This is a genomic window from Streptomyces sp. JHA26 (assembly GCF_002005565.1).
GTDB lineage: Bacteria > Actinomycetota > Actinomycetes > Streptomycetales > Streptomycetaceae > Streptomyces.
In genome coordinates this window covers 140,120-152,072 of the sequence record NZ_BDJC01000011.1, presented here as the reverse complement: position 1 = coordinate 152,072, position 11,953 = coordinate 140,120, and the positions used below count along the sequence as shown (strand labels likewise).

At 74.8% G+C, this 11,953-nt stretch carries 13 protein-coding genes; 5 read left to right on the top strand and 8 right to left on the bottom strand.

Annotation, left to right across the window (positions count from 1 at the left end):
* Window positions 1-32: 32 nt before the first annotated feature.
* The 5 genes from JHAT_RS09880 to JHAT_RS09860 are packed head-to-tail and all read left to right on the top strand — an operon-like array spanning window position 33 to window position 5,740.
* The gene (locus tag JHAT_RS09880) at window positions 33-1,169 is read left to right on the top strand and encodes an ADP-ribosylglycohydrolase family protein (RefSeq protein WP_077797694.1); all 1,137 of its coding nucleotides are present in this window, start codon (window positions 33-35) and stop codon (window positions 1,167-1,169) included.
* On the top strand, window positions 1,166-2,341 hold the full coding sequence (locus JHAT_RS09875; protein WP_077797693.1) for an ADP-ribosylglycohydrolase family protein: 1,176 nt from the start codon (window positions 1,166-1,168) through the stop codon (window positions 2,339-2,341). Before JHAT_RS09880 ends, JHAT_RS09875 begins: the two co-directional genes overlap by 4 nt.
* Complete coding sequence (locus JHAT_RS09870; protein ID WP_077797692.1) at window positions 2,329-3,711, top strand: ADP-ribosylglycohydrolase family protein; 1,383 nt, start codon at window positions 2,329-2,331, stop codon at window positions 3,709-3,711. The genes JHAT_RS09875 and JHAT_RS09870 overlap by 13 nt, the downstream gene beginning before the upstream one ends.
* Window positions 3,693-4,919 (top strand): CaiB/BaiF CoA-transferase family protein, encoded by a 1,227-nt coding sequence (locus JHAT_RS09865; protein ID WP_077797691.1) that lies wholly within the window; start codon window positions 3,693-3,695, stop codon window positions 4,917-4,919. Before JHAT_RS09870 ends, JHAT_RS09865 begins: the two co-directional genes overlap by 19 nt.
* Window positions 4,916-5,740 (top strand): CoA ester lyase, encoded by an 825-nt coding sequence (locus tag JHAT_RS09860; RefSeq protein ID WP_077797690.1) that lies wholly within the window; start codon window positions 4,916-4,918, stop codon window positions 5,738-5,740. Before JHAT_RS09865 ends, JHAT_RS09860 begins: the two co-directional genes overlap by 4 nt.
* Window positions 5,741-5,798: 58 nt before the next feature.
* On the opposite strand, the gene lgt is transcribed toward JHAT_RS09860, so the two are convergent.
* The 8 genes from lgt to JHAT_RS09820 all read right to left on the bottom strand — a co-directional run bounded on the left by lgt (window position 5,799) and on the right by JHAT_RS09820 (window position 11,917).
* Complete coding sequence (gene lgt, locus JHAT_RS09855; protein WP_077797689.1) at window positions 5,799-6,812, bottom strand: prolipoprotein diacylglyceryl transferase; 1,014 nt, start codon at window positions 6,810-6,812, stop codon at window positions 5,799-5,801.
* A gap of 82 nt (window positions 6,813-6,894) precedes the next feature.
* A complete protein-coding gene (locus tag JHAT_RS09850) occupies window positions 6,895-7,668 on the bottom strand; it encodes a thioredoxin domain-containing protein (RefSeq protein WP_077797688.1) in 774 nt (257 codons plus the stop codon).
* 87 nt (window positions 7,669-7,755) lie between these two features.
* Complete coding sequence (gene trpA / locus JHAT_RS09845; protein WP_077797687.1) at window positions 7,756-8,571, bottom strand: tryptophan synthase subunit alpha; 816 nt, start codon at window positions 8,569-8,571, stop codon at window positions 7,756-7,758.
* Window positions 8,568-9,851 (bottom strand): tryptophan synthase subunit beta, encoded by a 1,284-nt coding sequence (trpB, locus tag JHAT_RS09840; protein WP_077797686.1) that lies wholly within the window; start codon window positions 9,849-9,851, stop codon window positions 8,568-8,570. The genes trpA and trpB overlap by 4 nt, the downstream gene beginning before the upstream one ends.
* A gap of 114 nt (window positions 9,852-9,965) precedes the next feature.
* On the bottom strand, window positions 9,966-10,160 hold the full coding sequence (gene trpM / locus JHAT_RS09835; RefSeq protein ID WP_077797685.1) for a tryptophan biosynthesis modulator TrpM: 195 nt from the start codon (window positions 10,158-10,160) through the stop codon (window positions 9,966-9,968).
* A 19-nt stretch (window positions 10,161-10,179) separates the two neighbouring features.
* Window positions 10,180-10,989, bottom strand: coding sequence for an indole-3-glycerol phosphate synthase TrpC (gene trpC, locus JHAT_RS09830; protein ID WP_077797684.1), 810 nt, complete (start codon window positions 10,987-10,989; stop codon window positions 10,180-10,182).
* A gap of 117 nt (window positions 10,990-11,106) precedes the next feature.
* Window positions 11,107-11,571 (bottom strand): DUF2752 domain-containing protein, encoded by a 465-nt coding sequence (locus JHAT_RS09825; protein WP_171990821.1) that lies wholly within the window; start codon window positions 11,569-11,571, stop codon window positions 11,107-11,109.
* A gap of 94 nt (window positions 11,572-11,665) precedes the next feature.
* A complete protein-coding gene (locus JHAT_RS09820) occupies window positions 11,666-11,917 on the bottom strand; it encodes an HGxxPAAW family protein (protein WP_077797683.1) in 252 nt (83 codons plus the stop codon).
* Window positions 11,918-11,953 lie beyond the last annotated feature (36 nt).

The following is an 11,953-nucleotide window of genomic DNA, read 5'->3' as shown; positions in this document are numbered from 1 at the left end:
CCCCCGCACCGCCCCCGCCCCGGGCCGGCGTCGTGCACCGGGCCCCGGCCGGGTCGAGGGGCGTGCTGCTCGGGCTCGCCGCCGGGGACGCGGCCGGGTGGCCCGCCGCCCGGCACCGGGCGGCGCGGATGCCCGAGTGGACCCGTCGGCTCACCCGCGAGCTGGACACGTTCGCCGAGCAGAACGCGACCACCACCCTCCCCGTCCCCATCGCCCTGAACCAGTCCCCGGAGCCCCTGCGCCTCGGCCCGTCGGACGACGCCGAGTGGGCGGTGTTCGCGGCGGAGGCCCTGCTGCGCGCCGGGGACGACGACGCGCTCGGCGACCTGAGCCGGGAGCGCCGGACACGCGCCGCGATCGACCTCACCTGGAACGCCGTCGCCAGCGAGGTGGCCGCCGCGGCGGACCGCGCCCCCGAGGTCGAGTCGGCGGTACTGCCGCTGCGCGCCCGCATCTCGGTACGGGCCGGGCTCGGCAACCTCGCCACCGGCCTGCGCCCGCCCGCCACCGGCCACGACAACCCGCACTACTTCGACGACGCCGCCTGCGTCCGGGCCTGCGTCCTGGCCACCGCCCACCCCGGCGCCCCACGGCTCGCCGCCGACCTCGCCGAGTTCGACGCCCGCTACACCCAGGACGGCGACGGCGTGCACGGTGCCCGCGCCATGGCGGCGGCACTGGCCTGCGCCCTCGACGGCGCCGACGTGGACACCTGCCTCACGGCCGCGCTCGCCGAGCTGCCCGAGGAGACGGAGATCGGCCGCAACACCCGGCGGGCGCTCCTCCTGGCGGCGACGGCGGAGAGCGCGTTCGCCCTGGTCCCGCTGCTGGAGCACCAGATCGTCGACCACGTCTACAGCTACGGCGTCGCCGCCGCCGAGACCGTCCCGGTCGCCCTCGCCCTGGCCCGCGCCGCCCGGGGCCGGATCGCCGAGGCCGTACCGGCGGCGGCCTGCCTCTCCCGCGTCGCGGACTCCGCCCCGGCGCTGACCGGCGCCCTCACCGGCGCGCTGGGCGGCGGCGCGTCGATCCCCGCGCCCTGGCGCGAGGCCTGCCGCACCCTCCCCGGCTGCGTCCTGCCCCGGCTCACCGGCACGGACCTGGTGGAACTCGCCGGGCTCCTGCACGCCGCACAACCGCCCCGGTCCGAAGGAGGACGCACACCATGACAGCCCGCACCTCGCAGAACGGCACGGCGAGCCTGGAGGAACGCGTCACCGGCGCCCTCGTCGGCGCGGCCGTCGGCGACGCGCTCGGCGGCCCGGTCGAGGGCTACTCCCCCGAGCAGATCCTCCAGCGCCACGGCGGCCGGATCCACGGCGTCGTCGGCCCCTGGAACGGCGACGCCTGGCGCACCGCCCGCCCCATCGCCCCTTACCACAAGGGCGACGGCCACGTCACCGACGACACCCTGATGACCCACGCGCTGGTCCGGGTCTACGCCGCCGTCCGCGACCATCTCGACGCCTACGCGGTCGCCGAGCACCTGGTCCCGGACCTGATGACGCACCCCCGCTGGATCCCGGAGCTGGAGGCGGAGGCGCTCCCGCTCCAGCGGATCTTCCTCGCGGAGAAGTGGCTGGTGGCCAGGATCCACTACGGCCACGTCGACCCGCGCGAGGCCGGCACCGGCAACATCGTCAACTGCGGCGCGGCGATGTACATGGCCCCGGTCGGCCTGGTCAACGCGGGGAACCCGGCGGGCGCGTACGCCGAGGCGCTGGACGTGGCGGGCGCGCACCAGTCGTCGTACGGGCGGGAGGCGGCCGGCGTCTTCGCGGCGGCCGTCGCGGCGGCCTGCGCCCCCGGCGCGACGCCCCGGACGGTGCTGTCGGCCTGTCTGTCCCTGGCGAAGGACGGCACCCGGGCGGCGATCGAGGCGGTCGGCGACGTGGCCTCGCGCCACTCGGACTTCGAGTCGGCGCTCGCGCCGCTGCGGGAGGCGGTCGCGCCGTACGACACGGTCGGCCCCGACTACCGCGCCCCCTCCCTGGGCGCCCGCCGCCCGTCCCGGCTGCACGCGATCGAGGAACTTCCCGTCGCCCTGGGCATGCTGCTGGTGTCCGGCGGCGACTACCGCCACGCGGTCCTCGGCGCGGTCAACTACGGCCGCGACTGCGACTCCATCGCCACGATGGCGGGCGCGCTGGCCGGGGCGCTGGGCTCCCCCGTCCCGGAGGACTGGGCGAAGACGGTCGCGGAGGCGAGCCGCCTGGACCTGTGGCAGCCGGCGACGACGCTCACCGAGGTGGCCCGGGAGGTCTTCGAACGGGACGTCCTGCGGCGCCGCGCCCACGAGCGGGCGTTCACCGCGATCGGGGGCGCGGGATGCTCCGACTGACCTGGGTCCAGCCCGAGGACCTGATCGGCCACGAACTCCGCCAGGCCGCGCTGGACGGCCGCGACGCGTCGGCGATCGCCGCCCGCTGGCGCGCGGCGGGCGGCTGCGACGCGCCCGCCCGGGCGGGCGCGTCCCCCGAGCCGGCCTCCCCCCGCCTGCGGCTGCTGGCGGAAGAGCTGCTGGACGAGCTGGCCGGTCTGCCGAACCCGTCGGCGGCGGCGGAGCCGACGGACCTGGACGAGATCAGGGCCGCGTGCCCGGACTGGCCCGCCCCGCGCCCCGCCCCGCCCCCGGCCGTGTCCCCCGACCGCCTGGAGGCCGCCTGGCTGGGCCGGGCCGTCGGCTGCCTCCTCGGCAAGCCCGTCGAGAAGCTCCCCCTGACCGGCATCCGACGCCTCGCCCGGGCCGTCGGCAACTGGCCCCTGACCACGTACTTCACGGCCCGCGGCGTCCCCGAGGAGCTCGCCGTCGCGTATCCCTGGAACCGCCGCTCCGCGGCCACCTCCCTGGCCGAGAACATCGACGGCATGCCGGAGGACGACGACCTCGACTACCCCCTCCTGAACCTGCTGCTCCTCCGGCGCCACGGCCGTGCCTTCACCACGGCCGACGTCGCCCGCGTCTGGCTCGACGAACTCCCCGCCGGGCGCGCCTTCACCGCCGAACGCGTCGCCTACCGCAACCTGCTCGCCGGCCTCGAGCCCCCGCACACGGCGAGCCGCCGCAATCCCTTCCGCGAGTGGATCGGCGCCCTGATCCGCGCCGACGTGCACGGCTGGACCAACCCCGGCGACCCGGCCGGCGCCGCCGCGCAGGCGCACCGCGACGCGGTCCTCAGCCACACCGCGAGCGGCGTCCACGCGGCGATGTTCGCGGCGGCGGTCATCGCCGACGCCGCCACCGGCACCCACGACGTCCACGCCTGCCTGCGCACCGGCCTGACGGTCGTCCCGCCCGGCTCACGCCTGGCCGGGGCCGTCCGTCACGCCGTCCGCCTCGCCGAGACGCACGACGACTTCGACACGGTCGTGGACGAACTGCACGCCCTCCACTCCCCCGCCCACCACTGGGTCCACGCCGTCCCCAACACCGCCCTGATCGCCGCCGCCCTCACCCACGCGGACGGCGACTTCACCGGCTCGGTCTGCCGGGCCGTGTCGGGAGGCTGGGACACCGACTCCAACGGGGCCACCGCCGGCAGCGTCGCCGGCCTGCTCGCCGGTTCCCCGGCCGCCCTGCCCGGACACTGGACGGCCCCGCTGAAGAACCGCCTGGCCACCTCGGTCGGCGACTTCGACGGCATCGGCTTCGACACCCTCGCCCACCTCACCCACACGGAGGCCACCCGCTCATGCCCCGGCCCGTCGTGACTCCCCCCGCGCCCCTGCCCGTCCCGGCCCCCCTGGCCGGCCTGCGCGTCCTCGACCTCGCCACCCTCTTCGCGGGTCCGCTCGCCGCCACCCTGCTCGGCGACTTCGGCGCCGACGTCGTCAAGGTCGAGCACCCCACCCGCCCCGACCCCTCCCGGGGCCACGGACCGTCGAAGGACGGCATCGGCCTGTGGTGGAAACTGCTGGGCCGCAACAAGCGCGCCGTCACCCTCGACCTGTCGAAGCCCGCCGGCCGCACCACCCTGCTCCGCCTCGCCGCGACCGCGGACGTCGTCATCGAGAACTTCCGCCCCGGCACCCTGGAGAAGTGGGACCTCGGCTGGGACGAGCTGTCCGCGGTCAACCCGCGCCTGGTCCTCGCCCGGGTCACCGGCTTCGGCCAGTTCGGCCCGTACGCGCGCCGCCCCGGCTTCGGCACCCTCGCCGAGGCCATGAGCGGCTTCGCCGCGATGACCGGCGAACCGGACGCGCCCCCGACGCTGCCGCCGTTCGGGCTGGCCGACTCCATCGCCGCGCTGGCGACGGCGTACGCCGTGATGACGGCCCTGTCCGCCCGCGACCTCACCGGCGAGGGCCAGGTCGTGGACATGGCGATCATCGAACCCATCCTGACCGTGCTGGGCCCGCAGCCGATCTGGTACGACCAGCTCGGCCACGTCCAGCCGCGCACCGGCAACCGCTCCCGGAACAACGCCCCGCGCAACACCTACCGCACCGCCGACGGCACCTGGGTCGCCGTCTCCACCTCCGCCCAGTCGGTCGCCGAGCGCGTGATGCGCCTGGTGGGCCGCCCGGAGCTGATCGACGAGCCCTGGTTCGCGACGGGCGCCGACCGGGCGGAGCACGCGGACGTCCTGGACGCGGCGGTCGGCGACTGGATCGCCCGGCACACCCGCGCCGACGTGCTCGCCGCCTTCGAGAAGGCGGAGGCGGCCGTCGCCCCGGTCCAGGACGTGCGGGACGTGATGGCGGACCCGCAGTACCAGGCCCTCGGCACCATCACCACGGTCGACGATCCGGAGCTGGGACCGCTGCGCATGCAGAACGTCCTGTTCCGGCTCTCCGCCACGCCCGGCGCGATCCGCTGGGCCGGCCGCCCGCACGGCGCGGACACCGAGGAGGTACTGACCGAGCTGGGTCTGACCCCCGCGGACGTGAAGGAGCTGCGCGAGGAGGGCGTCGTATGACGGTGCCCCCGCTGACGTGGCTGTACGCCCCCGGGGACCGGCCCCGGGTGGTGGCCAAGGCACTGGCCGCCGGGGCCGACGTGGTCGTGGTCGACCTGGAGGACGCGGTCGCCCCGGACCGCAAGGAGTACGCCCGCGCCTGCACCGCCGAGCTGCTCACCGAGCCGCAGCCGGTGCCGGTGCACGTGCGGGTGAACGCCCTGGACGGACCGCTGGCCCCGGCGGACCTGGCGGCGGTGGCCGCGCTGCCGGGGCTGTCCGGGCTGCGCCTGCCCAAGGTGACCTCCCCCGGCCAGATCGCGGCCGTCGCCGGGGCCACCGGCGGGCCGCCCCTGTACGCGCTGCTGGAGACGGCCCTGGGCGTGGAGCGGGCGTACGCGATCGCCGCCGCCCACCCGTCGCTGCGCGGCATCGCCCTCGGCGAGGCGGACCTCCGCGCCGACCTGGGCGTACGAGGGGACGCGGGCCTGGACTGGTCGCGTGCGCGGGTGGTGGTGGCCGCGCGGGCGGCGGGGCTGGCACCGCCGTCGCAGACGGTGCACCCGGACATCCGGGACCTGGAGGGCCTGGCGGCGTCCTGCGCCCACGGCCGCGCCCTGGGCTTCCTGGGCCGCGCCGCCATCCATCCCCGCCAGCTGCCGATCATCGAGCGGGCGTACCTGCCCACCGAGCGGGAGCTGGAGGAGGCGGAGACGATCGTCGAGGCGGCCACCTTGCAGCCGGGCGCCCAGGCGCTGCCGGACGGGCGGTTCATCGACGCGGCGGTGGTGGCGACGGCCCGGCGCACCCTGTCGCTGGCCCGGCGGCCCGTCCTCGCCTGACACACGCCGAGGGCGCCCGGATCCGCTCCGGGCGCCCTCGACCGCGTACGGCGGGCCGTCAGCCCTTCTTGGCCGGGTCGGCCCCGTCCTTCACGGTGCGGACCCCGGTGTCCTCGGCGTCCCGGACGTCCTCGGCGTCTTCGGAGTCCTCGGAAGCCCCGGCGGTCTCGGCGTCCTCGGGAGCTCCGGCGTTCTCGGCGTCCGTGCCGGCGTCCGCCTTCGCGTCCCCGTCCCCGGCGTCCGCGTCGGAGCCCTCCGCCCCCGGCTCCACCACGGCCTCGCGGCCCGGCCGCAGCCGCGCCGAGAGCACCATGTAGACGACGGCGAGCAGGAACACAAAGAGCGCGGTCCAGTTGTTCAGCCTGAGGCCCAGGATGTGGTGGGCGTCGTCGACGCGCATGTACTCGATCCAGAAGCGGCCCGCGCAGTACGCGGCGACGTACAGCGCGAACGCCCGCCCGTGGCCGAGCCTGAAGCGGCGGTCGGCCCAGATGACGAGCAGGGCGACGCCGATGCACCACAGCGACTCGTACAGGAACGTCGGGTGGTAGGTGCCCGGCACCCGCCCGTCGGCCGACGAGGTGATCTTCAGCGCCCAGGGGAGGTCGGTGGGCCTGCCGTACAGCTCCTGGTTGAACCAGTTGCCCCAGCGGCCGAGGGCCTGGGCGAGGGCGATGCCGGGGGCGACGGCGTCGGCGTACGCGGGCATCGGGACGCCCCGGCGCCGGGCGCCGATCCAGGCACCGAGCGCGCCGAGCGCGATCGCGCCCCAGATGCCGAGGCCGCCCTCCCAGATCTTGAAGGCGTCCACCCAGTCGCGGCCCTCGCTGAAGTACAGCTCGTAGTCCGTGATCACGTGGTAGAGCCGGCCGCCGATCAGGCCGAACGGAACGGCCCAGACCGCGATGTCGGCCACCGTGCCGGCCCGCCCGCCGCGGGCGATCCAGCGCTTGTTGCCGAGCCAGACGGCAACGAAGACGCCGATGATGATGCAGAACGCGTAGCCGCGCAGCGGGATGGGACCGAGGTGCAGCACCCCGCGCGACGGGCTGGGAATGAAGGCAAGTTCCATGGCAGGGTCGACGCTACCGTGTGGGAGGGGCGGCACGGCGGGCAGCCCGGCTACGGGTCCGTAACGGGCGGGTCGAGCCGGCCTACTTGTCGGCGTCCTGCACGAGCTGCTTCAGCTTGGCCGGGGTCATGGACTCCTCCTTGTAGATGTTCCTGCCGTTCAGCAGCACGGTCGGCGTGCCGCTGAAGCCGGCGCCCAGGAAGGCCTTGTTGGACTTCTCGACCCAGCTGTCGTGCGTGCCGTCCTTCACGCACTTCTGGAAGGCGGGCGTGTCCAGGCCGTCCACCTTGCCGGCCAGCCCGATCAGCCTGCCGTCGTCGGCGAAGGCGTCGTCGGTCTCCTCGGGCTGGTTGCTGTACAGCACGTCGTGGTACGCCGGGAACTCACCGGCGTCCTGGGCGCAGGCGGCGGCGTTGGCCGCCTTGCGGGAACCGCTGCCGCCCATGTTGCCGTCGATGATCGTCGCCAGGTGGTACTCGACCTTGAGCTGCCCGGCGTCGACGAGCTCGTGGATCGTGTCGCGGTACGCCAGCTCGAAGGCCTTGCAGGCCGGGCAGCGGAAGTCCTCCCAGACGACGAGCGTCGACCTGGCGCTCTCCTTGCCGACGGGGATGGCCAGGCTGTCCTTGCCCTGGGCGCCCGAGGGCGCCACGACCGGACCGGCCGACTCGTCGGCGTCGTCCTTGCCGGCGTTCGCGGCGACCACGCCGATCACCGCGGCCAGTCCCAGGACGCAGACCACGGACGCGCCCACGATCAGCGCGCGCCGGCGCTTGTCCCTGGTCTTCTGCTTCTCGCGCTGGTCCGCCAGTCTCTGGCGGGCGGTGCGCTTTCCGTCTCGGTTCTTCTCGCTCACACCCCGCAGAACGAACCGGGGAGGCGCACAGCGCCTCCCCGGTCACAGGTCCACCCGTACGGGGGACCCCCGTTCCCGTGCTTGCCGTCACGCCTGCCGGCGCACGCCCTTCGCCAGGTCGGCGGCGAGCGCGCGGACGCCCTCCAGGCCGGCCCGCTCGTCGGGGGCGTCCAGCATCCGCTTGACGAAGGCGGAGCCGACGATCACGCCGTCGGCGAAGCCGGCGACCTCGGCGGCCTGCGCGGCGTTGGAGACGCCGAGTCCGACGCAGACCGGGGTGTCGGTGGTGGCGCGGGTGCGCCGCACCAGGTCCTCGGCCTGCGCGCCGACCGACTCGCGGGTGCCGGTGACGCCCATGAGGGAGGCGGCGTAGACGAAGCCGCTGCCGGCCGCGGTGATCTCGGCGAGCCGCTCGTCCTTGCTGCTGGGCGCGACCACGAAGACCGTGGCGAGGCCGTGCTTGTCCGCGTGCTCCCGCCACAGCGCCGACTCCTGCACGGGCAGGTCGGGCAGGATGCACCCGGCGCCGCCCGCCTCGGCGAGCTCGGCGGTGAAGCGCTCGACGCCGTAGCGGTCGATGGGGTTCCAGTAGGTCATGACGAGGATCGGCTTGCCGGTGGCCTCGTGGGCCTCGCGGACGGTGCGCATCACGTCGGCGATCCGCACGCCGCCGCGCAGCGCGATGTCGTCGGCGGTCTGGATGACCGGGCCGTCCAGGACGGGGTCGCTGTGCGGCAGGCCGACCTCGACGACGTCGGCACCGCCCTCGATGACGGCCTTGACCGCCGCGATGCCGCCGTCCACGGTCGGGAACCCGGCCGGGAGGTAGGCGATGAGGGCGGCGCGGCCCTCGGACTTCGCCGCGGCGAGGGTGTCGGTCAGCAGCTGCACGTTCCCGCTCACTTGGCGTCCCCCTCGATCTCGGCGGTGCCGGAGGCGTCCTCGGCGACCTCGGCGTCGGTGTCGTACAGCCCGAAGTAGCGGGCGGCGGTGTCCATGTCCTTGTCGCCGCGGCCGGACAGGTTGACCACGATCAGCCCGTCCGTGCCCAGCTCCCTGCCGACCTCCAGGGCGCCGGCCAGCGCGTGGGCGGACTCGATGGCCGGGATGATGCCCTCGGTGCGCGACAGCAGGCGCAGCGCCTGCATGGCGGCGTCGTCGGTGACCGCGCGGTACTCGCCGCGGCCGGAGTCCTTGAGGTAGGCGTGCTCGGGGCCGATGCCGGGGTAGTCCAGGCCGGCCGAGATCGAGTACGGCTCGGTGATCTGGCCCTCGTCGTCCTGGAGGACGTAGGACCGGGAGCCGTGCAGGATGCCGGGTTCGCCCGCGGTCAGGGTGGCCGCGTGCTCGCCGGTCTCGACGCCGTGCCCGGCGGGCTCGCAGCCGATGAGGCGGACGTCCGTGTCGGGGATGAAGGCGTGGAAGAGGCCGATGGCGTTGGAACCGCCGCCGACGCAGGCGATCGCGGCGTCGGGGAGGCGTCCGGCCTGCTCCAGGAGCTGGCGGCGGGCCTCGACGCCGATGACGCGGTGGAAGTCGCGGACCATCGCCGGGAAGGGGTGGGGGCCGGCGACCGTGCCGAACAGGTAGTGGGTGCGGTCGACGTTGGCGACCCAGTCGCGGAACGCCTCGTTGATGGCGTCCTTCAGGGTGCGGCTGCCGGACTTCACGGCGATGACCTCGGCGCCGAGCATGCGCATGCGGGCCACGTTGAGGGCCTGGCGCCGGGTGTCGATCTCGCCCATGTAGATGGTGCAGTCGAGGCCGAAGAGGGCGCAGGCGGTGGCCGTCGCCACGCCGTGCTGGCCGGCGCCGGTCTCGGCGATCACGCGGGTCTTGCCCATGCGCTTGGTGAGCAGGGCCTGGCCGAGCACGTTGTTGATCTTGTGCGAGCCGGTGTGGTTCAGGTCCTCGCGCTTGAGGAAGACGCGGGCGCCGCCGGCGTGCTCGGCGAAGCGGGGGACCTCGGTGAGCGCCGACGGGCGGCCGGTGTAGTGGACCAGGAGGTCGTCGAGCTCGCGGGCGAACTCGGGGTCGGCCTTGGCCTTGTCGTACTCGACGGCCACCTCGTCGACCGCCGCGACGAGGGCTTCGGGGATGAACTTGCCGCCGAAGGCACCGAAGTAGCCCTCGGTGGAGGGGACCCGGCCCTCCGGGTCGGGGATGAAGAAGTTGCTGGGCATGCGTGAACCTCACGGTGAGTGTCTGGTGGGGCACCTTCGCCGTGGGAGCGCGGGTGGTCAGGCCACCGTGGACCCCGTCGTCGGCCGCTCGCGCCGCGCGACGGAGTCGCGGATTCAGCCCTGTCCCGCGCCCCGTACGGGGCGCTCGAGCCATCGCATGCCGTTCACCTGGCCCGGTTCGTCACCGATGACGTACCGCACGCGGCGGCCGTGGACCCGGCGTGCGGGGGCGCGGCAGCCGCGGGGGCGGCAGCCGCGCGCCAGGCGCGCGTACGGGTCCCGGGGGGCCGGGGCGAGCGGGAGCGTCATGGTGATCAGCCTACCGGGGTCAGCCCCGGCCGTGGCGGAGCGCCGGGTGCTCGCCGGCCGCCACCAGGTCGGAGACCGCCGTCCTGGGGTCACGGCCGGTGACCAGGGACTCGCCGACCAGGACCGCGTCCGCGCCCTCGTTGGCGTAGGCGATGAGGTCGTGCGGGCCGCGGACGCCGGACTCGGCGACCTTGACGATGTGCGCGGGGATCTCCGGGGCGACCCGCTCGAACGTGCCGCGGTCGACCTCGAGCGTCTTCAGGTTGCGCGCGTTGACACCGATGATCTTGGCGCCGGCGTCCACCGCGCGCTCGACCTCGTCCTCGTCGTGCACCTCGACGAGCGGGGTGAGCCCGATGGACTCGGCGCGCTCGATCAGCGACTCCAGGGCCGGCTGGTCGAGGGCGGCGACGATCAGCAGCACGAGGTCGGCGCCGTGCGCCCGGGCCTCCCACAGCTGGTACGACGTGACGATGAAGTCCTTGCGCAGCACGGGGATGTCCACGCGCGCGCGGACGGAGTCCAGGTCGGCCAGCGAGCCGCCGAAGCGGCGCTGTTCGGTGAGGACGGAGATGACGGCGGCGCCGCCCGCCTCGTAGTCCGCGGCGAGTCCGGCCGGGTCGGCGATGGCGGCCAGCGCGCCCTTGGACGGGCTGGAGCGCTTGACCTCGCAGATGACCTTGACGCCGTCGCCCCGCAGGGCACTCACGCCGTCCTGGGCGGGGCGGGCCTTGGCCGCGCGCTCCTTGAGCTCGTCGAGGCTGACGCGCGCCTGCCGTTCCGCGAGGTCGGCACGGACTCCGTCGATGATCTCGTCGAGCACACTCACGCGAGCGGCCCCCTTTCAGACGGCGAAACCTGTGGTCACTCCGATGGTATCCGCAGGGACGGGCAGGCCTCGCATCCGGTGGCCGGCGGTCCCGGCACCTGGACACCCGGCACGTGCTCAGGGGTGGAGCCAGCCGCCGAACGGCAGGTTCCGGACGACGGTGAAGACCAGCAGCAACGTGCCCAGCGCCCACAGGTGCACCGGCCCCGGGTCGACCCTGAGGGGCCGGCCGCGCACCGCGCGGATCATCCAGACGGTCCACAGCGCGGCGAAGCCCAGGTAGCCGAGGACGGCCGGGGCGTTGGCGTGCAGCGAGGTCAGGACGTCCCCGTGGACGAACGCGTGGGCGCTGCGCAGACCTCCGCAGCCGGGGCAGTAGAGGCCGGTGAAGCGCAGCAGCGGGCAGACGGGGTAGTGGCCGGGTTCGTTGGGGTCCACGGCGCCCACGTAGGCGAAGGCTCCGACGACGGCCGCCAGCACCCCGGCCGGGACGGCGACGCGGGCCGCGACGGCCGACGGGCCCGAGCGGGGAGGGGTGCTGCTCCGGGTCGGTTTCCGGGTCTCGGCGTCCACGCCCCGCATTCTGCCCGGCACGGACCGTACGCGCACGTGAGGGGCGGCCCCGGCACCAGGTGCCGGTCCACCCCTCAAGGAGTACTGCGCGACCGCGGCCGGGTCAGCCCTTGGCGCCGGCGGGCTCGCGCTCACCGGTGACCTGGTGCACCGGGTGGTTCTCCTTCGGCTGGCCGAGGCCCATCATGCGCATGATGAAGCCCACGATGCCACCGAGGAGCACGACCGCCATGCCGGCCCAGAAGCCCGCCGGCTGGGCCGCCACCATGAACACGCCCGCGATGCAGAAACCGATGAAGGTGATGATGACACCCGCCCAGGCGGCCGGGGTGTGACCGTGGCTGCTGCCCGCCATTGCTTGCTCCTCGTTGCTGTGTACGTGTCTGAGCAG

What these genes read in the sequence shown, in the direction of transcription:
- JHAT_RS09860 (WP_077797690.1), top strand. Translation starts at nt 4,916, where the DNA reads ATGACGGTGCCCCCGCTGACGTGGCTGTACGCCCCCGGGGACCGGCCC.
- JHAT_RS09825 (WP_171990821.1), bottom strand. Translation starts at nt 11,571, where the DNA reads ATGCGGGGCGTGGACGCCGAGACCCGGAAACCGACCCGGAGCAGCACC.
- JHAT_RS09875 (WP_077797693.1), top strand. Translation starts at nt 1,166, where the DNA reads ATGACAGCCCGCACCTCGCAGAACGGCACGGCGAGCCTGGAGGAACGC.
- JHAT_RS09865 (WP_077797691.1), top strand. Translation starts at nt 3,693, where the DNA reads ATGCCCCGGCCCGTCGTGACTCCCCCCGCGCCCCTGCCCGTCCCGGCC.
- trpB (WP_077797686.1), bottom strand. Translation starts at nt 9,851, where the DNA reads ATGCCCAGCAACTTCTTCATCCCCGACCCGGAGGGCCGGGTCCCCTCC.
- JHAT_RS09870 (WP_077797692.1), top strand. Translation starts at nt 2,329, where the DNA reads ATGCTCCGACTGACCTGGGTCCAGCCCGAGGACCTGATCGGCCACGAA.
- lgt (WP_077797689.1), bottom strand. Translation starts at nt 6,812, where the DNA reads ATGGAACTTGCCTTCATTCCCAGCCCGTCGCGCGGGGTGCTGCACCTC.
- JHAT_RS09820 (WP_077797683.1), bottom strand. Translation starts at nt 11,917, where the DNA reads ATGGCGGGCAGCAGCCACGGTCACACCCCGGCCGCCTGGGCGGGTGTC.
- trpM (WP_077797685.1), bottom strand. Translation starts at nt 10,160, where the DNA reads ATGACGCTCCCGCTCGCCCCGGCCCCCCGGGACCCGTACGCGCGCCTG.